Raw genomic sequence first — 21,152 nt, forward strand, 5'->3', positions numbered from 1 at the left:
GCTGTGCCCTTAAGCAAGGCATTCGCGCTCTGCGCGAACAAGTGGCAAGGCTGAAACGCAGAGGATGCGCGCTTTTGTTTTGCTTAAGGGCATGGCTTCAGCCATGCCGCACTGTCGCCGGACTAAATGCGGCTTCAGCCGCAGAGGTACATTTCGCGATGGGGCTGACTTTCAGTCCTCCTTTTCGTAACCTGCTAACGTCTCTCTTCTACACTGACTTCATGAGTTCCAAGCCTAGTCTCTTTCTCGTCCGCCATGGTGAAACTGAGTGGTCGCTTTCCGGCCAGCACACTGGCGTTACCGATATTCCTCTCACGGAGAATGGCCGGGAGAAGGCCCGTACTGTTGGAACTCTACTGAACCAGCGGCACTTCGCCCTGGTGCAGACCAGCCCTATGCAGCGCGCGCGAGAGACCTGCACGCTGCTTGGCTATGGGCCATACGCGGTGGTGAATCCTGATCTGTGCGAGTGGAATTACGGCATCTTCGAAGGGCTGACGACGCCGCAGATTCGTGAACAGCGCAACGATCCGCACTGGAATATCTTCGACTCCGAGATTCCGAATGGCGAGACGATCGAAGAAGTCGCTGTCCGTGCCCAGCGAGTGATTGACACCGCGCTTGCGGCCGCACCTGAGGGTGACATTTTGCTGGTGGCTCACGGTCATATTCTGCGCATCCTGGCGGCTACATGGCTGGGACTGCCGCCGCGTGGTGCACGCCTGCTTTCACTGGTCCCGGCATCGCTGTCGATTCTTGGCTATGAGCACGACCAGCAGGTGCTGCAGACGTGGAACCGCACGCCGGGCGACAAGATTTAGTCTGCATGGAATAAGAAAGCCCGGGCGATTGCCCGGGCTTTTTGTTGTTGTGTTGCTCACGTTAGAACTCCAGCCGCAAAGCGAACTGTGCAACGCGGTAGGAGGTTTGATTCCAAGCCTGCATTGAGGTGAGCGTACCAAACGTGGAGGCGAAGATGTTCTGGTTGGCTGCTGTCGGAGCAGAGAAGTTGGGGTGATTGAAGACGTTGAAGGCATCGGCCCGGAACTTCATGCTGACCTTGTCCGGAACAATCTTGAACGTTTTGGCAAGGCCGGCATCGAAGCCCCAGACATGCGGCATACGTAGAACATTACGATCGCCAATCCTCAGGCCGATTGGGCCGACGAAAGAGTTCTGTGCCTTGACGGGGTCGTCGAAGAGGGTGACTGAACCGTTGCTGGCCTTGTGTAAGCGAGGGCGAATTGCGGCCCTATCTCCATTGAAGATCGCCGGGGAGTTATTGGCGTAGCCGGCCACAAAGGCGTTCGTGTTGGTGTTGAGGGCCTGGCCAGAGCGCCACCCAGGAATTCCCGAAAGCGTCCATCCACCGATGAGCTCGTCAAGCCAGATCGGAGTGTTCGCACCGAAGGCACGTCCACGGCCGAAAGGTAGATCGAAGATGAAGTTCGACGTGATCACATGCGTGATGTCGAAATCGGAGTTGGCACGGCATGCGCGGGGTTGGGTTGCGTCGCAGATGAAGCCATAACCCTGACTGGAAGCGATAAAGTTCGCCACGGCCGAGGTGTTATCGATCGAGTGAGACCATGTGTAATTGAGGTCAAAACGAACGGTCTTAGCATTGCCCTTCGAAAGAGTGGCCAGGAAGCCGTTGTAGCTGGAGAAGCCCTTGTTGGTCATGAAAGTATTGCCGGCGAACTGCGTTGGCATACCAACGTTAGGAGCGACAAGGCCGTTGGCGGCCAGGGCCTGCATGAAGTCGGCGAAGTCGCCCGCCAGCACCAGAGATCCCAAGGCGCTGTAAAGGCACTGTGTTCTGCATGAAGACTGGTTTTCAAACCACGGCTGATTGGTGACGGTGCCGCTCGCGCGGCTCTGGATCACCATGTTGGAGAACGCCTGATTGAGCGTTTGTCCAGAACGGCTATCTGGAAAATCGATAACTTGCGAGGCATCTGCCTGAGCAAGCAGGCGACGTCCTTGACGGCCTACGTAGTTCAACCGCATGACGAAGTTCGCGGGGAACTCATGCTGGATACCGAAGTTGTACATGATCGAGTACGGATCTTTCAGCTTCGGATCGATGATGGTGTTGAATTGGTTGTCCGCCAAACCGCTTCCGACACCGCCGGTCACATAGGGAGTGTAGGGCTTTGAGAGGGCGGGTGCAGTGGGGGCCGCTGGGACGGAGAGGTTGCTACCGATGCGAGGATCATTGAGCAACGCCGAGTTCGCATTCGAGCTTCCATACTGACGGTTGGCAGTGTTCTGGAAGAGATATGAGCTCTGGTCCTGGACGAAGTTCACCGCGTTGATGACGGTACGATCAAAGACGATCCCGATGGAGCCGTTGAAGACCGTTTTTGGGTCGAAGCCGGGGTTGTAGGCGAAGGCAAAACGAGGAGCGAAGTCCTTATAGTTGGGCGAGTAGAGCGCCGGCCCATTATTCGCTTTGCCGCCAAGCTGATAGGTAATGAACGGGACTGCCCCGTCGCCAAAGACGCCGCTGCGGCTCTGTGCCACGCGTGCGCCGAAGTAGCTGTCGAAGTTGGTGTTCTGCACTGACTGGAAACCATTCGCCTCGAACGGAACCGAGTAGAGCTGGTAACGAACACCGTAATCAAGCGTCAGGTGCGGCGTGACCTTCCAGATGTCGCCGAAATAGAGCTCGGTCTGGTAGTAGCGGTAACGGCGGACGGCACCGTTGCCTTGAGGAGTGACATTACCACTAGCAGTGTAGTTATAGTTGCTGCTGATGGCGCCGACACGTCCAAGAGACAGTGCAAACGCGCTGTCATACGTGGTGGCGGCGGTTGTGCCTCCGCGGATATCTGAAGGGCGCAGGCTCGAGTTGAGCGTTAGTGTGTTGCCGCCAAGGCCAAGCGTATAGGTGTTGAAGTCGCCTACCAGCAGGCTGTTGGTTTTGATGAACTTGAAGGTTCCACCAAAGGAGAGGCTGTGCCTTCCGATGGTCCAGTTGAAGTCATCGCGAACGACAGGAATCGGAATGCGGCGTCGCTGGGAGCTGGGCGATGCGTATGCTCCATTGAGGAAGGTGGTCGTGCCTCCTCCAAATGTGAAGGTGTTGATTCCGGTCGGGTTGAAGTTGGTTGGGAAGTTATAGACGGTGATGTTATCGCCGTACTCGAACGAGTTGACCTTGTTGCTGCCGATGATCCAGTTGTGGCCGATAACGTAGCCGTAGGAACGGTCCTGGAAGGGGAAGGTCAGCGGGTCTGTCGGGTACTGCGGTGCAGCGTATACGCGGTCTTCGCGGGTCACGGTGGCGCGTGCCCAGATACGCTGCGATTGTGTCAGATTGAAGTCGATCTTGCCGACATAGATGTTGTGGTTATCCGGTTGAGGGAAGGTAAAGCGGTAGACGCCTGTATTTACACCGTCACCCTGCGTCAGCAGGTTGGCACGCGGATAGCGATTGGCAATGACGGCGAGCATGTTGGAATTGAAGCCCTGGCCCTGGGGATCCAGCGACTTAGCGTTGGCGACCCCGATGCACTGCGGGGTGGTGTTCTGGCGGCTGGTTGAGGCGCAGGCCGTGCCGCCGCTGCTTGCCTTGATATAGGAGACGTTCCCGGCGCGATAAGAGTCCAGCGGAACGATGCGATTCTGGGTTCCGGACTGAACAATACGCGAACCGGAATAGTTGAAAAAGAAGAAGAGGCGATCCTTTAGGATGGGGCCGCCGATGTTGCCGCCAAACTGATTACGGATATAGTTTGGGCGTCGAACTCCAGCCTGATTGTTGAACCAGTCGTTGGCCACCGTGGAGACATCGCGATGGTATTCGTTGATATTTCCATGGAAGTTATTCGTGCCGCTCTTGGTGATGAGTTGGAACTGACCACCGCCTCCGGTACCGCTACCGGCCATGTTGCCGGCTACGGTGCCACGGAACTCCTGGATGGAGTCGACCGGCGCGTTACCGACGATGGTAGTGCTGCCGCCGGCTGCAATGTCATTGACGTCCAGACCGTCAATGGTCATGGTGTTCTGGTCGGTGCGGGCACCCGCAGCCGAGATGGTCAAACCGTTGACGCTGCTCACTCCTGGCTGGAGCGTGAATAAGCTGGCGGGTGAGAGGCGACTCAGAGTCGGGAGTTCGTCAACTGCCCGAATGTCGAGGTTATTGCCGATGGTGGCATCGATGGTATTGATGGTGTTCCGTTGGCCCTCGACTGAAACCTCAATGGCGACGGCTTCGCCGGCCTTCAACTGGGCGTTCTGGGTGCGCGAGGAGGCGACCAGAAGCGGTACGTTGGTGAAACGCGCATCGGAGAAGCCGGTGGCGGTGAAGGTTACCTCATAGGTCTGGGCGGGGACTACGGCCGGAATGCGGTAGAAGCCTTCCTTATTGGTGGTTGCCGTATAGACAACTCCAGTGAGTGGGTTCTTCAGCGTCACGGCGACTCCGGGGATGACGGCGCCGGAAGCGTCAGTGACTACGCCGGCCAGAGAGGCCAGATCCTGACCCTGCTGGGCGCGGAGGCCTCCGCAGATAAATGAAACCAAGGCTAAAAGCACGAGGCATCGTGTGATTCGCAACATAGATGGACTCCTTAAAAACGAAAGGGGACGGCTCCCGGGTGAGAGCCAAAGGGGATACGGATATGGAAGGCGTATTGTTCGCCTGATCCAGAGGATATTTTCTCAGGTGAGGAAGAGGTTCTCGCGGGTTATTAGCTGAAATGGTTCCAGCCTGGACATCTGGAAATCCGTGCATAGAGGGAAATCTCAGGGCGGTACTTGTTCTTGATCTTCAACCGGAGCGTCCCATCTTACACTGGTGGACATGTGTGGCATCGTTGGATACATCGGACCCAAGCCTGTTGTTCCCGTCATCATTGAAGGTCTTCGCCGCCTGGAGTACCGCGGCTATGACTCAGCCGGAATCGCTGTTGCCGGTTCCGCCTCCGGGTTGGAGCTTCGCCGGGCTCCGGGGAAGCTGCGCAATCTGGAGTCGGTGATCGCCGGCCAGCCGCTGCACGGCAACTACGGTATTGGCCACACGCGCTGGGCGACTCATGGGCGCCCCACGGAGGAGAATGCCCATCCTCACCGCGACTGCAGCGGAACGCTGGTGGTGGTGCACAACGGCATCGTTGAGAACTACCTGCAGCTCAAGCAGGAGCTCACGGCCAAAGGGCACGGCTTTGTCACCGAGACCGATACCGAGATCATCGCCCACCTGATCGAAGAGGAACTGAAGGCTGGATCGGATACGGGTGCCGAGGCGCTGGAGGCTGCCGTGCGGCGGGCGGTGAAGCGCCTGACCGGAGCCTTTGCTATCGGCGTGCTCTCGGCTAATGCTCCGAACACGCTGATTGCGGCGCGCAACGGACCTCCGGCAGTGATCGGTATTGGCGATGGGGAGTACTTCCTCGCCTCGGATGTGCCCGGCATTCTGCATCACACGCGTGACATTGTGTATCTGGCTGATGGTGACCTGGCGGTGCTTACGCCCGCTGGCGCGCGGTTTACCGACTTTGACGGCAACCTGGTGCATCGCACGCCGCAGCGCATTCTGTGGGACCCCATCCAGGCAGAGAAGGGTGGCTACAAGCACTTCATGCTGAAGGAGATCAACGAGCAGCCGCGCGCCATCCGTGACACCACGCTGGGGCGCGTCTCGCTCGACAGCGGACAGGTCTTCCTGCCCGATCTAAAGCTGGGGCCGGAGGAGTTCCGCCGGGCGACTCAGCTTACGATCGCGGCCTGCGGAACCTCGTGGCATGCGGCGCTTGCGGGTAAGTTCATGATCGAGCGGCTGGCGCGTCTGCCAGTCGAGGTGGATTACGCCAGCGAGTATCGCTACCGCTCGCCGATCGCCAGCCCGAATGAGATCGGTCTGCTGATCACGCAGTCGGGCGAGACGGCCGATACCATTGCGGCACAGCGCGAGATGATGTCACTTGGAATCCCGACGCTGGCTATCTGCAATGTGGTGGGCGCGGCGATTACGCGCGAGGCGCATGGGACGATCTCGACGAATGCGGGGCCGGAGATTGGTGTGGCGTCCACGAAGGCCTTCACCGCGCAGCTCACTGCCTTGTTCACGCTGGCTCTATACCTGGCGCAACAGCGCGGCACGGCGGCGGCGGAGCAGAGTTTGCACCTGGTGACGGAGCTCTCGAAGATTCCGGGCAAGGTAGAGGAGGTGCTGCGCTCGGTGGATGACGCGTGCGCGAACCTGGCGAAGTCATTCTCCAATGCCCGCGACTTCCTCTTCCTTGGCCGCGGCATTCATTACCCCATCGCTCTCGAAGGCGCTCTGAAGCTGAAAGAGATCTCTTACATCCACGCCGAGGGCTATCCGGCGGGTGAGATGAAGCATGGGCCCAATGCGTTGATCGATGAGAGCCTGCCGGTGGTGGTGATTGCAACACAGGATCCGACGGACCCGCAGTCGGTACTGAAGTATGAGAAGACGCTCTCGAATATTCAGGAGGTCACGGCACGCTCAGGCCGCGTGATTGCGATTGCGACGGAAGGTGACCACGAGATCAGCAAGCTGGTGGAACATACGCTGCATGTTCCCGCGGCTCCGGAGCTGTTGTTGCCGATTCTGGAGACAGTGCCACTGCAGTTGCTGGCGTATCACATTGCTGTCAGGAGAGGATGCGATGTGGATCAGCCGAGGAATCTGGCGAAGAGTGTGACGGTGGAGTAGTTGAGTCTTGACAAACTTTCTTATAGCGTTAAAATGCATCTAGATATAGTTTCTAGACGGATATGCCTTTCAGCAGGCTGGAGACTAGTCTCCAGCCTGCTGAAAGGCATATCCATCAATGAACTACAGAGAGGGACTACGATGCCGCCTAAGAAAATTTCCAATTTGGTTTTAAGCACCCTCTCTTCTGATAAGGAGTACAGTTCGGCCGAGTTCTTGGAGAAGATGAGGAAACAGGGCGTTAATGATGCCGATGCTCGAGAGGCAGTGGCATTCTTGCTCTCCGATCATCAAATAAAAATGACCTCCAAACGAAAGCTGACTAAAATGACTGCGTAGCAGAAGGTTGTTTGTTACGCTTGGTGGCGTGCCAAAGAAACCGTCCAGATTAGATAGAGAGTTTCAATCGCAGTCTTCTCCAAATGATGGCCGATCTCCTGCTCAGCACGACAGGGATCGGCTTCTCTATTCTTCGGCGTTTCGCCGCCTTGCCGAGGTTACCCAAGTTGTTACCGCTAATAGCGGCTATGTCTTCCACAACCGCTTAACTCACTCTCTGCAAGTGGCTCAAGTCGGGAGACGAATGGCGGAAAATTTGATTCGCCAATATGACAAACATCTCGATATATCGAAACACCTCGACCCAGACGTAGTTGAGGCGGCAGCTCTTGCACATGACTTAGGTCATCCCCCTTTCGGTCACGTAATAGAGGAAGAGCTGAATGACCTCGCGAAAGATATTGGGGGATTTGAAGGCAATGCCCAAAGTTTCCGGGTGATAACCAAACTGGCCTTCCATTCACCTAAATATGATGGTTTGAACCTCACGCGCGCTACGCTTGCGGGAACCATCAAATACCCATGGGCTGAGGGGAAGAATGCAGAGAAACCTAAAAAATGGGGCTATTATTCATCGGAGAGAAAAAGATTCCAATTTGCGAGGCCAGATGCTGCCCGCAACCCTATTGAGCCAACCATAGAAGCCAGGCTGATGGATTGGGCCGACGATATTACATATTGCGTGCACGATCTCGAAGATTTCTATCGGGCAGGAAGAATTCCTTTGCATCTAATGGTTTCTCAGCAAGATGGAGCAGAAAGAAACTATTTTTTTGAAAGCGTACAGCGACGGAACAAATCCCTAAAAAATAATAAGGTGCTGAAGCGTAGAAAGGAGCTCGAGACGGCTTTTACTGAGCTGTTGTCGCAAATATTGTCTCCAACTCAGCCATATAAAGGGACACAAAAGCAGAGGGGTAGCCTAAGATCTTTTACGTCCGCTCTCATCGGGCGATACGCTTCGGCTATCTCGATCGAATTGTCCAAGGGGAAACCAGTTTTGCAGATAGACCCAGACTTAAAGGACGAGGTCTTTATGCTTAAGGAATTGACATGGACATACGTCATTGAAGATCCGAGTTTGGCTACTGAACAAGCTGGCCAAAGAAATATGGTTCGAAAACTCTTTCAGATTTATGTGGACGAAGCGCTTACTCGGAAGCGCACCACGATGTTGCCCGTATATTTTCAAGAACGTTTAGATGAAGCATCCAATGATTCTGCGCGTAAGCGAATTTGCGTTGATTTGATAGCAAGCATGACTGAACTCCAGGTACAAAGGACTTATTCACGGCTTATGGGTTTTGCCACCGACGGAAGTCTGCTTGACCCTCTCCGTTAGAAAATATTTCTACTGACCTGGAAAACGCGTACGTACCTGGTATTGCGGGCCATTGTCCCCTGACACGCTTTCATAGAGACAAAAATTCTCTGCGAGATACGCAGAGGAGTTTGACCTCATGAGCTGTTGGGGCGGAATTCTCGTTCCTCTCGGTGTTCGCGCCAGTGTGATGTGCGGATGATAGGGCCGGTCATCAGAGGCGAAGCCGCAGGTAGCTGTTTCCCTTACGATTTGATGTTGAAGTCTGGCGAGGTTTTCATCCAATCGCACTCCTGCAAACAGGACCCCGGCGCGTTCGAAGGTGTCCAGGCCATCGACTGCGACCTGAAAAGGATGCATCGGTACGAAACGTAGTGCCCGTACCAGGCAGTCGCACTGCTGCTCATTGCAGTTGCCAAGGAACTGTAGAGTGATGTGCCAGCCTTCGGGATCGGTCCAGCGGATCTTTCCTATCCGCGGATCAATCGTTGCGCGTAGCCTGTCAACCACCGAGCGCAGTGCTTCCCTGGTCTCGTCTGCAACGGGTAGGCCGATGAACAGGCGCATTGCAGTTATGGCAGAGCGGCCACGACTCGCCGGGCGGCGAGTGAGAGCAGCAGGCGGGAGAAGCCGCTGAAGAGGATGGCGATGCCCACCAGCGTTCCCGGAACCCAGGCGGCTGCGCTGGGCAGATGCGCCCAGATCATCAGTGCCACCACGATCGAGAAGACGCCGTCGAGCAGCATCCAGCCGCTGCCCGGCATGCCGCGCAGGCCGAAGCCTCCGACAAGCTCCACGATGCCTTTGATCAACAGATAGGCGGAGAGGATCAGTGTCAGGCTGACGAGGCCGGCGAGCGGATGGAGCAGCAGGTAGATGCCGCCGAAGAAGTAGGCCAGCGCCACGAGTGCTTCCCATACGACGGCTCCGGCGCTGCGCACATGCCAGGCAAACCAGACATGCGTGGCTCCGCTGAGCAGCAGAAGCCAGCCGATAACGGTGGTGACGGCCACGCCCGCAGCCAGCGGGGCGATGATGGCGAAGAGGCCGACGAGGATCATCAGGACGCTCAGGGCGATCGACCAGCCGATGGACTCCCGGGCAATGCTGCGAACGGACAGGGTCATGCGGTTCACCTCGATTGCGATGTTAGGGCTCGGGCGGAATGAAGATTAGTGTCCGCCGTCACATCAGTAGCGTTTGATGACCTCGCGATGGCGTTCGATCCACCAGCAGGCGCCTTCGCCGGCCTGCGGGAAGATGGACCGGCTGCAGGCGGCCATCCATTGGCCGCCATAGTAGTACTCCAGTTTGTTGCCCTTTAAGGAAGCGATCTGAACTTCGGTGCGCTGCACCTGGTCCATCCCACCGCCTCGTACAACGCGGATACGCCACACGGCCCAGTCACCCATATACAACGCCATGGTGGCGACGGCTCCGATGCCCAACGCCCAGGCCAGTTTGTGCAGCAGCCACGCACCCATGCAGACGAGCCTAGCAGAGGCGTCGATTCGGTAGGGGACAGCTGCTCTCGTGTTCTTTTAGAGCTTTTCCAGTAAAAAGTGCTTAAAAAGATTAGTAAGGAAACAAAAAAAATAATTAAACCAGTTGCTTAAAAAGTTCAGCGCAATCAGTTCACCAGTCAGATTGGAACCTTCAATGCGTATGAAGTCGCCAAGCCCAGGAATATTACCTTCCAGGAAGCATTCGTTTTCTGGATTGTGAATCTGAAGCTAGGCGGCGCGTTTCTTGCGGGCTTCGACGACCTTTTCGTGCAGCAGCTCCTTGGCATGTTCCAGCACTTTGCGGCGTGTGGGTGAGAGGGATTTGCCGGCGCGGTTTTCGAAGAAGACCAGCATGCGCATGCCGGAGGCCGGGCCCTTGGGCGAGACCTTCTTTGAGGCCAGCTGCCGCGCGATGGTGGCGGCACCCTGTTTGAAGAGCCCCTCTTCAGGGTAGGTGGATTCGGTGTTCACCTTGGCCGACCACCGGCGGGATGTGCCCTTTGCGTGCGAGCCGTTAGCGTGCGAGCCGTTTGCATGAGAGCCGCTGGCGCTCATCTTTGCCTGTTTTTTTGTTGTGGCCATAGCGGGAACCTCCTTCGGTAGCAAGGTCTGATGCACAGTCAGCAAAGAAGGTCGCCGATCGTGGTGAAACGCGGCGCCCGTAGTATGACCCCGCGGCAGTTCAGGAAGCGCTAGAAGATTCGCAGCGAGTTATGTTACCGTGGGTCCCTCCCTCGGGAGCTTGATCACGATGAAGAAGCTTCTACGGCTGAGCATCGCTGCTTTAATACTGGCGATTGGCGTTGCATTCCTCTCCTTCGCCATGTCGTCGGGCAATGCGGCTAATAAAGACTTCATCTCCTATTGGGCTGCGGGTAAGCAGCTGCTGCATAAGCAAAATCCTTATGGTCCGGGGATCCTGGCTGTCGAGAAGCAGGCCGGTTTCATCGACAATCGTCCGTTCTACATGCGCAACCCGCCGACGGCGTTTCCGCTGGCTGTGCTTGCGGCATTGTTCAGCCACAAGGTGTCTGCCATCCTCTGGTCGCTGGGCCTGGTGCTCTCATTGATGGCCTCTGTCCGGATCATCTGGGAGATGCATGGGAGACCACCTGACCGGCTGCATCTTATCGGTTACTTGTTTCCGCCCGCCCTGGCCTGTCTGACGGCGGGGCAGATGGGGATCTTCCTGCTGCTCGGCGTCGTTGTGTTCCTGCGCTGGAAAGACTCGAGGCCTTTCCTCGCCGGGATGGCTCTGGTGGTCTGCGGCATTAAGCCGCATCTCTTCCTGCCCTTTGTCGTTCTGCTGCTGTTTCACCGCCGTGCTCTGCTCGGGGCCGCGACAGCGGTTGGGGCGACGGTTCTGTTCTCCCTCGTCGTGGATCCGCAAGCCTGGCAGCAATACCTGCAGATGGTGAGGAGTTCAGAACTTCAGAATGAGTTCATTCCCACCCTGAGCCTGGTGTTGCGCATGGTTCATCGCTCCTGGCCCTGGCTCCAGCTTGTGCCTGCCGCCATTGCTTGTGTCTGGGTTTACTTCAAACGTCCCGAATGGAACCTTGTGCTGCTCGTCTCCGTGTTGGTCGCACCCTATGCGTGGGTGACAGATGAGTGCATCGTGTTGCCGGCATTTATGGCTGCACTCTATCAAGCGAAGTCGTTGACGCCCTTCGCCTGCGTGCTGGTGGTCGGGTTGCTGGAAGTCCTGGTCGGCGCCGGGATGACGTCGCCGTTTTACCTGTGGACTCCGCTGGCCTGGTTGGGCCTTTATCTGTATGGCACACGTTCCGTGAAGGTTGCCGTGCCTGTTCCTATGGGCTCGTAAGCGGGGCCTTCAATCCCCGTCCGAAACTTGCAGTAAACTGCCAAGAGCGGTGCTTCCACCCACCTTCCATCTGGGCCTGTAGCTCAACGGTTAGAGCAGGGGACTCATAATCCCTTGGCTGCAGGTTCGAATCCTGCCGGGCCCACCACACTGAAATGCCTTCGAAGTAAAAAATGGAAAGGCGCGCTCCGTCTGCAGGAGAGCGTTCGCCACTCTCCTGCAGACGGAGCGGTACGGTTCTCTGAACTCATGTCGTTAAATGGGCTCTCACTTGCGAGAGTGTCACCTTGACAACACGGTGTTCGGGATCCTGCTGGGTAAGGTTGACTTCCAGAACGACAATTCAGAATCAGCCGCGCCTAGAGCATTTCTCCCGTTGCTGGGTATCCCGAGAGTAGCTAGCAGTGGCGTTTTCATTGAGGAAAACGCCCATAGATGCACAAGCCCTGCACTACACCTACAGGAGAAATGCTCTAGCAGGAGGAGTTGGGGCGAGTCGCGGTGCCGGATTCCTGGGTGGGAAGGGTTTGCGGGTTGGGGATCGGGTAGGGTGTGGTACCGGTGAGGGCGGAGATGCAGCCGTTGATGAGAGTGGTATCGGCGGCATTAAGCGTGGGGAGCACGGGCACGGAAAGGTCGGGTTTGGAGAAGTTGAAGGCGGAGGTCATGTCGCCCACGGTGGCCCGACGCCACGCGGAGAGATTAGGAACTTCGGCGCCGAAGCGGGTTTCGAGAAAGCGCAGCACGGAGGTGTGGTCGAAGGTGTCGGATGAGATGAAGCCACCGCGGGTGAACGGCGAAATCACAAGCATAGGCACACGAAAGCCGAGTCCGATCGGCCCGCTTATGCCGCGGAGTACTGATGCGTCCGGAACGGGTGCGACGGTGATGTATTCGCCAGGCGTGCCCGGAGGCGCTGTAGGCGGCGCAACATGGTCGAAGAAGCCACCGTTTTCGTCGTAGGTCACGAAGAGAACGGTCTTGGCCCACTGCGCTGAATTGGCAGTGAGAGCGTTGATGATAGTCGCAAGCGTGAGTTCACCCAAAAGAGATGGTGAAGGTGGATGGTCTGACTCGACCACAGAGGGAATGATCCAGGAAACCTGCGGCAGATTGCCGGAGGCGGCGTCAGCGACGAAGTCTGTGGGGAACTGTGGGCCAAAAGCGTTCTTATACAGCGGGGTCGTGGAGTCCTGATAGTTCTTGAAAAAGGGAAGAACGTTGTCGGACGATAGAAGGCCATTGCCGATACTGCTGTCGGCTGAGCTGTAGATCTTCCACGAGATCCCGCGCGACTGGAGCTGCTCCGGCATAGTCGTGTAAGTGAGCTTCCCGTACATGCTGCTCTGATTTGTGATGAGAGTCTGGATGAGTGGACCACCATTCTTCCCATCGGGGTCGATCGAGGCGGCCATCGTGTAAAGGCGATTGGGATGGGTGGGGCCGATCACGGAACAGTAGTAGTTATCGCAGAGCGTGAAGGCGTCAGCCAAGGCGTAGTAGTAGGGCAGGTCAGCGCGCGTGTAATAGCCCATGGTGAGGATTGCATCGTTCGCGTTGATGGGAATATGCGAGGTGACGAAACCATCGTTGGCGCCGTTGTTCCAACTCTGATGCTGCGCGAGCCAGCTGTGGTCAATGTCGTGGGTGCAGGCCGCGTTCCACTTCGAGGTGTCGAGGTGGAAGGGATAGAGCAGGCCGGTGGGAGTGGCGGTGGCATTGCTGGGAAAGGGCTGTTTGTATGCGTTGGAAATTTCGGAGAAGCCGCGTGCGCCTTTATAGCTGCCGAAGTAGTGGTCGAAGGAGCGATTCTCCTGGATGACGATGACGACATTCTCGATATCGGTGAGCTTGGCGCAGGTTGACGCGCCAGTCCCTCCGCCAGACACGGTGGAAGCAGCTTTATTGATCGCGCCGCAGCCCGGGATGAGCGAGGACGCACCGGCAGCAGCAGCAATTTTCAGGAGGTCACGGCGCGAGATGTACTTGGGGCCCATCTTCGGTTGAGCGACACCTCTCAACCTCTTAGATGCGCGATCTGCACGAAACATTTCGGCCTGGGTCCCACGAAACTTGCTGATTGCCGGTGACATGACTACATCGAAAGGTTAGTGTCGGAAAATTGGCAATCTTACCGGTGGCTTTCATGTTCAAGTAGATAGAAAAGGTGATTTTCGAGTTACAGCAGCGGTACACACATCAGCTTGGGTCACGTACCATAAATTGCCCTAAATTGGGGTCGAGCAACTACTTAGGACTACCTTCAACTGCTTTCCGATTTCCTGTATTATCATTGACTTACAAAGATATCCGGAAACTCATAATCCCTTGGCTGCAGGTTCGAACCCTGGCGGGCCCACCACACTGAAATGCCTTCGAAGTAAAAATTGAAAGGCGCGTTCTGTCAGCAGTAGAGTGCTTGTCACTCTACTGCCTGACAGAACGGTACGGTTCTCTGAATCCCTCAAATCAAGGGAAAATGCTCTAAGTCGATGCCGACGGTCTGGCCGTTACAGACTATCGAAAGTGAAGGTCTCCCATTGGCCGCGCTCGGTTCGATTGGTGGCGATCGGCTGCCCAGCACCATCCTGCATACCTCCACCATTAATGGCGGTAAGGAAAAAGCGCGATGTCGTGGCTATCGCATACGTGCCGTCTGTCTGTTGGATGAGCACCAGGCTTTCCCAGCTACCTACTTGTGTGCGATTGGTCGCGATCGGCTGCCCAGGAGGATTTTGGACACCGCCGCCATTGACCGCGGTTACATAATTGCCGGTCATAGTTTGCAGAGCAAAGGTCTTGTTCGATACGTCGAGCGGGACCAGCGTGTACTTTTCCCAAGAACCGACCTGCGTTCGATTGGTTGCCATTACATCCCCTGAGGTGCCTGGCATTCCTCCGTTATTAACCGCGGTTATGTAATTGCCACTGTAGGTGCGGATCGCGATGCTCGGCAAGTAGGGTTCGCCAGGTTGCGGAGTCGGTCCGGATGGCGGCGTTGTCGGAGTCAACCCGCAGGCGTTGATCGCTGCGATTGTATCGCTCGCCAGAAAACCGGCGGTAGCCAGCAAGATTACTATCTCCGCGGCCAACGCGAGTCCATCGGTCGCGAATGCGGCTGTAATTGTTGCTATGCCGGTGACTCCATAAAGAATCATGTTCCACCAGGTGAGGCTGCCGGTGAAGGCATTGAACACTGCCCCCAGCGAGCCACCCGTATATATCGTTTTGAGGATTTGGAAGACTCCCCATGCGCGGTCAGTCACGCTTGCAGTCGATGCGCCCATTTGGGCGATGATCGTTTCGATCTTCGACAAGGACGGGGCAGCGGCGGCGGCCACTGCCTCGATCGTCGATGCCCTCACCGTGGTTCGTAATCCAACCGCGCCGACAGCGAGACAAATCACGTCGAAGATCACGAAACCGACTGCTTTCTGACATGCCGTGATTGCGGCCGTTGAGATCGGCGCAAAATCCGCCGGCGTGACGGAGTTCCAATCGACTGGCTTGCCACCGGCGATTCTTGTTGCGTCGTCCAGTGTCAAAGCCTGGACATGCTCAATGTTGGGATAGTAGCTCTTAAACGTTGCTAACTGCTCTGCTGCGGTCGCCATCGCTCATCCTCGTGATTTAGATTTGGGTAACTAAGTATGATCAGCCGGTTGCAATATCGCGAGCTACAATCGTGCCGATCGCCACAACTATAAAGACTTAAACATCAGGAATTGGTGAATGGATCTTCTGTAGGTCTCAAAGAGGATCTTGGGGTTGCGCGCTGAAGACGGTCAGGGGTTCGCTCCCAGACCATACTTATCCGACTATCCAGGGCGATGGTTGATTGGGATTGGAAGATACATGGTCGATCCAGTCACAAAGGCTCTGCGCAAGCTGCGAGCCTTGAGGGAGACTGGAAATAGAAGCCTGCTGTTTTTCAGATGTCGTTGCAAAGGTTCCTCTCGTTGAATGGGACATGGAGTTCCTGAATTCAGCCGAGACCTAAGCGAAGAAGTTTGTAGGTAGAAAGAAGGCAGATGGGGTACTTCAAGAGGGTCCAGATGTAGTTGCTCCGCTGGATCTCGGAGCTCCGTAGCCATACATGCAGATGTGGCTATGGAGGTGCATCCGACAGCTTCGGCCTTTTTTCAGGCGCTGTCAAGACTAGTGAAAGTTCTGTTGTTACTTCGCTGCTGCGGCCGCTCCAATGAGGGCTCCCAATACCCCTACCAAGACCAGGGCGATCATGAGGCCTTTGGATCGATCGGTATGTCTGCCCTGGATGGAGTTGTATCCTCCATATCCGTCTTTGATCTTCTTTACTTCGTCGTACCTGAGCGTCACGTCCTGCTTCTGGTCGACATCGTAAAACGTAAAACCATCCTGGCTATGTGAGATGAAGTCGCCAAACTCTTCAGGAGCACCTGTGCGTATTACGGTGATGTGTGCCTGAGCAGTGAGGCCTTCGACCTTTTCTTTTACAGCGGTAGCGGTCTTCGAGGTAGCCGGAGCGTGCTGAGCGACGCTCGTTAAGGTCATGCCAGTGATGAGGATGCAGACAATGAGGGTACGGCCGAAATCGCACATAATTCTCCTCCGCTAGTACCATCTTCCACATCAGAGGTGAAGATGAAGAGGCTGTTCGTTGGAACGGTTGTCAGCAGTCTTATCAGACTGCGGGGATGACTTCTACACAGACGGCCAAGTATAAGGGCTTAGAGTGGAACTCAGGCCTGACCCTCTACTTGTTTTCACACAGCGCCTCATAAAGAGCAGTTGCGCCTTTTATAGGGTCTCGGTCAATGATAGAAATCAACCCAAAGGATCGCGGCATGCAGACCGGCCTGGAAGGCAAGACCGTACTCATTACCGGAGCAGCAAATGGAATTGGTAGAGCTGCGGCAGTTGCGTTTGCGAGTGAGGGGGCGCACGTCGCGGCAGTGGATCACGACAAAACCGGGCTCGAGCATACGCTTGAGCTGGTTCGTGCACAGGGCGTGAAGGCCTATGCTTCTGTCGCGGATCTGAGCACGGGCGCAGGCATGAAGAGCGGTCTAGATGCACTGGTGAGCCAGATCAGCGGCCTCGATGTGTTAATCAACAATGTTGGCTATGCCGATCCGAAGCCGTTTATGGAGACGACGGACGAGCAATGGGAGCGGACGTTCCAGTTGAACTTCATGTCGGCCGTGCGCGCGACCCGGCAACTGCTGCCTCTGCTGCGAGAGAGAGAGGGCGCTTCGATTGTGAACAATGCGTCCGATCTCGCGCGGCAGCCTGAAGCGGTTCCGGCCGACTATGGTGCGCTCAAAGCCGCAATGCTTTCCCTCACCAAAAGTCTTGCGCGCGCGGAGGCGCCCCGGGTTCGCATCAATGCGGTTGCCCCGGGACCAATCTGGAGCACCTTCTGGTCTCGCCCTGGTGGGTTTGCCGACGGCATGGCGGCGATCCACAATATGCCCCCGCGGGAGGCCGTCGACCACGAGATGAAGCTGCGGCAGCTTCCGCTGGAGCGGCTCGGCGAGCCAGAAGAGGTCGCGAACATCATGGTGTTTCTGGCCAGCAATCGCGCTTCTTACGTCACCGGCGCAGTTTGGGGTGTGGATGGTGGCAGCATCCGCAGCCTTATCTGAGTCAGTAGCCCATATATTTGCGCAAAAATAAAGGCCGGGTCCATATCCCCGAGGGCTATCTGCTGAGTTTCCGGCCCAATTCCCCGGACCCAGGCCCTCATGTGCTTTCCCTGAAATCGGGACGGCCAAGTCGCCATATGTGATCTCATTTCGCAGGTTTTTATTGGGTTCGATGATTGAGGTGTAGCAGCAGCAAGGGAGTTGTTCTGCATCTAACTCCCCGCGACATACGACAGGCAGCCATCCAAGTTCTTGGCTCGGCTGAGCTGACTCACCGCTTCACGGGCCGTTGGTTGGTATGTAGGGGCTGCCGAAGTATCGTTCTGACGAATCGGGAGGTTCAACATGAAGCAACTTCGACTCTTACTGTTTATCTTTGGTTTCATTGCCGTCGGCACAGCGTCTCTCAAGGCGCAGAGTGGAACGACGGATCGTGAAGGCGCGAAACTTACCTGCGCCTCCGATGATGGCAAGCGGCACTACTGCCAGGCAGACACGTCGCGTGGAGTCAGGATGCTGAATCAGCGTAGTGGGTCACCCTGCATACAGGGCGACACCTGGGGATATGATCGTCGCGGTGTCTGGGTGGATCGTGGCTGCCGTGCCGATTTCCTGGTGAGAGCAGACGCATTCCAGGGCGGCGGTGGTCCGGGCGTTCCGCCGTATCCGGGCGATAACAGACCTCCGGATACAAGGCCCTCGGATAATGGGTGGTCCGGTCCATCGAACGGTGTCATCCGGTGTGAGTCCAACGACATGGGAAGGAACTTCTGCCGCGTGGCCATCAGGAGAGGTGTGCGGCTAATCAAGCAGCGCAGTGGGTCGCCCTGCAGGGAAGGCGAAACCTGGGGATATGACCGCGGTGGCATCTGGGTGGACCGGGGATGCCGTGCTGACTTTGCTGTTCGTTGAGTTTGTGTTGCAGAGTCGAAAATAGAGCGGCCTCCCGTGATGGGAGGCCGTTCTGTTGTGATCGGTGAACGACGTTCGGCGATCACAACATGACGAGAACGTCAGGGATTAGGGAGCGTCATCCAACTTCCAGGCTGGTATAGAGGGCGCCTTCAGCGCTTGCACTAGTCATCTGCATCGCGGCGACGTGGTTTGGTTGATTTCCTATGGATCTCTCTGTCCAGTTCTACCGGGTCGTCGCAGTCGAGCAGCTCGGCCTTTTCCGCGGCGGTCTTTGGGTGTGCGGTGCGTGCGCGGCGAGGATCGAAGATGTGTGTATTCGATGGGACGAACGTGTACGGCGTCAGGTCGGGAGTGCTGGTGAAGCTGTCGCTTAAGTCGGCGGAGAGCGCGTCTTCAAGGTTGAGCGGCCCGAGGTTCAGCAGCTCATAGATCGTCTTCTGCACACTGGCCATGCTGGTGTGGCGATGTGAGATGTAGCCGCGTTTTGTATAAGGGCTGATGACGAGCACAGGACTGCGATGCGCGTCCACGTGGTCCACGCCGCCCTGTGCGTCGTCTTCGACGACAAAGATCGCGGTGTCTTTCCAGATGGCGCTGTGCGAGATGGTGTCTACGATCTTGCCGAGGGCGAGGTCGTTGTCGGCGACGAAGGAGCTGCGATAGGGATAGCCGTCTGCCGGACGCGGCTTGGACATATGGTCATTGGGCAAGCGGATCACAGTCAGTGCAGGTTGATATCCGGTCTTGCTGCGCGCGGTGAAGTCGCGCTGAAACTCGTTGTAGCGGTACTGATCGGGAATGCCCATGTTGAAGGTTGGGAATTGGCGATCGCTTGAGACGAAGACAGGTTGGGGTACGGGCGAGTTGAGATAGAGGCGCTGCCCTTCGGGTTCCGTGCCTTCGCGCTCATCGCCACCTTCCAGTTCGAGGCCCTCGCCGTAGTTGAGCAGCGGCAGCTTTGCGCCGGCAACGTGCTCCCAGAGCGAGCCGAACTCCGGCTCATCTTCCGGCATGGGCGCATCGGCGCCGCCACTCAGAGCTCGCCTGCCTGGAGCTTCGCTGGCAACATTTCCCTTACGACGGCCGCCGTAGCCCGTGGACCAGGCAACATCCATCCAGGGAGCAGGCGCGATGCCGACGACCCAGCGATGGCCGTCAGCGGAGGCTTCGCTGTTGACGTAGAAGTTGTCGCTGGTGGCGAAGCGTCCGGCCAGAGCATGGGCATTCGGTGTGACAGGTATGTCATGGAAACCGTGGTTCTCCTCCGCTTCCCATCCATGCATGCCAAGGCGCGCCAGCTTCGGCTCTCCGTTGGAGTTGGGGAGATCGCCAAAGACCTCATCGTAGGTCCGGTTTTCGCGAATGATGAAGAACACATGACGCAGGTGAGGAAGGGGAGAGGATTCCTTGAGGGCCGCCTCGTTCGCTTTCACGACGGCAGCGGTCAAACGTGGGAACTGGTCTTCCGCGATCGGCAGTGGAATGGTGGAGATGCTGCCGAACTCCAGCTCATGAATGGAGTGGCGGCTTTCGGCCGAGAGGTCGGCCGCAATGCTTGGTCCGGTTCCCTGCCCCCTGTTGTTGGCAACGTAGAGCGTCTTCTGGTCCGGTGAGAATGCTACGGCGGCGGGATACCAACCCACGGGGATGTGCGTGAGGACCTGGTTTGTATTGGTATCGATGACGGCGATGGAGTTTGTCCCTGCCTCAGCGACAAAGAGCTGTCCGCCGGAGAGACCTACACCGAAGGGCATGACTCCACGCAACGGACGCCCGGTTTTGTCGTTGTACTCAGCACCACTGAAGGGCGTAAGGGGAATCTCGCGCTCGAGTTTCGCTCCGTCCGGCGAAACGACGGCGATCGAGTCCTCGTGCGCCAGCGAGACATAGATGCGTTCTTTGCCGGCGACTACACCGGAGGGCGATGCGCCTCCTACGACAGTGTTGTGGCCTTCGGTGATGCGGTGGCCGAGGCGAAGCTTCGACAAAAGATGTGTGGCGCCAGCCGAGGAGACATCGTAGGTCCACAAGGAGCTGCCGCGAGGACTGTTTTCATCACCGAGTCCGGGCACGTCATGCCCTTCCGCGTTCACTCCTTTGCGCGCAGCCGCAGACGGATATCCGAAGGGAGAAAAGTGCAGACCGGTGTGCAGAGGGTCCGCCAGCTTTACGCCCGGAACGAGTTGATATTCGAAGAGACCGGAGTTGGTGACGTAGAGGCGGTTGCCGTCCGGCGAAAGCGCCATGGCGAGCGGGTTTGAGCCGGTGGGTAGGCCTGCAATCAGTTGCTTGGTGCTTAGATCTACGATCACAACGCGCCAGTTTCCCTGGTCCAGAACGTACAGCGTTCTGCCATCCGGAGAGAGTAGAGCAACTGCCGCAAAGCTCTCCTTGTAGGTCTTGCCGTTCAGCTTGCCGTCGAGTTCAATACGACCCACATGCTGCCAGGTTTTGCTGTCGTAGATGTCGACCGCGCCGGAGTCGCCTGTGGGGTCATACAACAGCGAGCCGTCGGGCGAATAGGCGACGCCCATATGGACCTGGGTGTTGGGGTCGTTCGTCGAGGAGACGCGCAGGTGCGGATCGTTCGACGGCAGAATTGTGGTTCCACTCTCTGCCTTGATCTCCGGAAAGCGACGGTACCGTGGCGAGCTGCCGCCGAGATCGTCGATGATGTTCAGTGCAAATGGCCAGCCGATCGAGGGCGCGACGAGGTGTTTGCCGTCAGGGCTGACAGCAAGGGCGAATGGCATGGGAGCGATCGGTGTCCATGTACCCGCCGGATCAATGGCGCGGCCATTGGGCAGGATGGCGCCTTTGGGTGGATCGCTGACCACGACCTGTGCCTGGCCGGCGCAGAGGGAAAAGGCAATGGAGAGTGAAACCAGAGGAGCGGTGTACGTCTTGCGGATCACGGATCTTTCCTCCC

15 protein-coding genes and 1 tRNA gene are annotated in these 21,152 nt (G+C 57.0%); 7 read left to right on the forward strand and 9 right to left on the reverse strand.

Annotation, left to right across the window (positions count from 1 at the left end):
- The first annotated feature begins 221 nt into the window (after positions 1 to 221).
- Positions 222 to 821 carry a histidine phosphatase family protein gene (locus AB4Y89_RS16880; RefSeq protein ID WP_442302106.1) on the forward strand — a complete coding sequence of 200 codons (600 nt, stop codon included), beginning with the start codon at positions 222 to 224 and terminating at the stop codon, positions 819 to 821.
- Between the two features lie 61 nt (positions 822 to 882).
- Here AB4Y89_RS16880 and AB4Y89_RS16885 read toward each other — a convergent pair whose 3' ends face one another.
- Entirely contained in the window at positions 883 to 4,569 is a 3,687-nt protein-coding gene (locus AB4Y89_RS16885) for a TonB-dependent receptor (protein WP_442302107.1), read from the reverse strand.
- Between the two features lie 244 nt (positions 4,570 to 4,813).
- Here AB4Y89_RS16885 and glmS point away from each other — a divergent pair, with 244 nt between their 5' ends.
- Complete coding sequence (gene glmS / locus AB4Y89_RS16890) at positions 4,814 to 6,691, forward strand: glutamine--fructose-6-phosphate transaminase (isomerizing) (RefSeq protein WP_442302108.1); 1,878 nt, start codon at positions 4,814 to 4,816, stop codon at positions 6,689 to 6,691.
- 346 nt (positions 6,692 to 7,037) lie between these two features.
- Positions 7,038 to 8,372 (forward strand): deoxyguanosinetriphosphate triphosphohydrolase family protein, encoded by a 1,335-nt coding sequence (locus AB4Y89_RS16895; RefSeq protein WP_442302109.1) that lies wholly within the window; start codon positions 7,038 to 7,040, stop codon positions 8,370 to 8,372.
- A gap of 9 nt (positions 8,373 to 8,381) precedes the next feature.
- Here the strand turns inward: AB4Y89_RS16895 and thpR are convergent, their stop codons facing one another.
- The 4 genes from thpR to AB4Y89_RS16915 all read right to left on the reverse strand — a co-directional run bounded on the left by thpR (position 8,382) and on the right by AB4Y89_RS16915 (position 10,438).
- A complete protein-coding gene (gene thpR / locus AB4Y89_RS16900) occupies positions 8,382 to 8,918 on the reverse strand; it encodes an RNA 2',3'-cyclic phosphodiesterase (RefSeq protein ID WP_442302110.1) in 537 nt (178 codons plus the stop codon).
- Positions 8,919 to 8,923: 5 nt separating this feature from the next.
- Complete coding sequence (locus AB4Y89_RS16905; protein WP_442302111.1) at positions 8,924 to 9,478, reverse strand: HdeD family acid-resistance protein; 555 nt, start codon at positions 9,476 to 9,478, stop codon at positions 8,924 to 8,926.
- 63 nt (positions 9,479 to 9,541) lie between these two features.
- The gene (locus AB4Y89_RS16910) at positions 9,542 to 9,835 is read right to left on the reverse strand and encodes a hypothetical protein (RefSeq protein ID WP_442302112.1); all 294 of its coding nucleotides are present in this window, start codon (positions 9,833 to 9,835) and stop codon (positions 9,542 to 9,544) included.
- A gap of 249 nt (positions 9,836 to 10,084) precedes the next feature.
- On the reverse strand, positions 10,085 to 10,438 hold the full coding sequence (locus AB4Y89_RS16915) for a DUF3175 domain-containing protein (protein ID WP_442302113.1): 354 nt from the start codon (positions 10,436 to 10,438) through the stop codon (positions 10,085 to 10,087).
- Between the two features lie 169 nt (positions 10,439 to 10,607).
- On the opposite strand from AB4Y89_RS16915, the gene AB4Y89_RS16920 reads away from it, so the two are divergent.
- Positions 10,608 to 11,681: a glycosyltransferase family 87 protein gene (locus AB4Y89_RS16920; protein ID WP_442302114.1), complete on the forward strand. Its 1,074-nt coding sequence runs from the start codon at positions 10,608 to 10,610 to the stop codon at positions 11,679 to 11,681.
- 72 nt (positions 11,682 to 11,753) lie between these two features.
- Positions 11,754 to 11,829: transfer RNA gene (locus AB4Y89_RS16925), tRNA-Ile, on the forward strand.
- Between the two features lie 325 nt (positions 11,830 to 12,154).
- Here AB4Y89_RS16925 and AB4Y89_RS16930 read toward each other — a convergent pair.
- The 3 genes from AB4Y89_RS16930 to AB4Y89_RS16940 all read right to left on the reverse strand — a co-directional run bounded on the left by AB4Y89_RS16930 (position 12,155) and on the right by AB4Y89_RS16940 (position 16,262).
- Complete coding sequence (locus tag AB4Y89_RS16930; protein WP_442302115.1) at positions 12,155 to 13,678, reverse strand: alkaline phosphatase family protein; 1,524 nt, start codon at positions 13,676 to 13,678, stop codon at positions 12,155 to 12,157.
- A 513-nt stretch (positions 13,679 to 14,191) separates the two neighbouring features.
- Complete coding sequence (locus tag AB4Y89_RS16935; RefSeq protein ID WP_442302116.1) at positions 14,192 to 15,295, reverse strand: fascin domain-containing protein; 1,104 nt, start codon at positions 15,293 to 15,295, stop codon at positions 14,192 to 14,194.
- A gap of 562 nt (positions 15,296 to 15,857) precedes the next feature.
- Positions 15,858 to 16,262, reverse strand: coding sequence for a hypothetical protein (locus tag AB4Y89_RS16940; RefSeq protein WP_442302117.1), 405 nt, complete (start codon positions 16,260 to 16,262; stop codon positions 15,858 to 15,860).
- A gap of 245 nt (positions 16,263 to 16,507) precedes the next feature.
- On the opposite strand from AB4Y89_RS16940, the gene AB4Y89_RS16945 reads away from it, so the two are divergent.
- Positions 16,508 to 17,308 (forward strand): SDR family NAD(P)-dependent oxidoreductase, encoded by an 801-nt coding sequence (locus tag AB4Y89_RS16945; RefSeq protein ID WP_442302118.1) that lies wholly within the window; start codon positions 16,508 to 16,510, stop codon positions 17,306 to 17,308.
- Between the two features lie 345 nt (positions 17,309 to 17,653).
- Positions 17,654 to 18,220, forward strand: coding sequence for a DUF3011 domain-containing protein (locus AB4Y89_RS16950; RefSeq protein ID WP_442302119.1), 567 nt, complete (start codon positions 17,654 to 17,656; stop codon positions 18,218 to 18,220).
- 164 nt (positions 18,221 to 18,384) lie between these two features.
- Here the strand turns inward: AB4Y89_RS16950 and AB4Y89_RS16955 are convergent, their stop codons facing one another.
- Positions 18,385 to 21,138: a bifunctional YncE family protein/alkaline phosphatase family protein gene (locus AB4Y89_RS16955; protein WP_442302120.1), complete on the reverse strand. Its 2,754-nt coding sequence runs from the start codon at positions 21,136 to 21,138 to the stop codon at positions 18,385 to 18,387.
- Positions 21,139 to 21,152 lie beyond the last annotated feature (14 nt).

Source organism: Terriglobus sp. 2YAB30_2 (assembly GCF_052114765.1).
Lineage (GTDB): Bacteria > Acidobacteriota > Terriglobia > Terriglobales > Acidobacteriaceae > Terriglobus.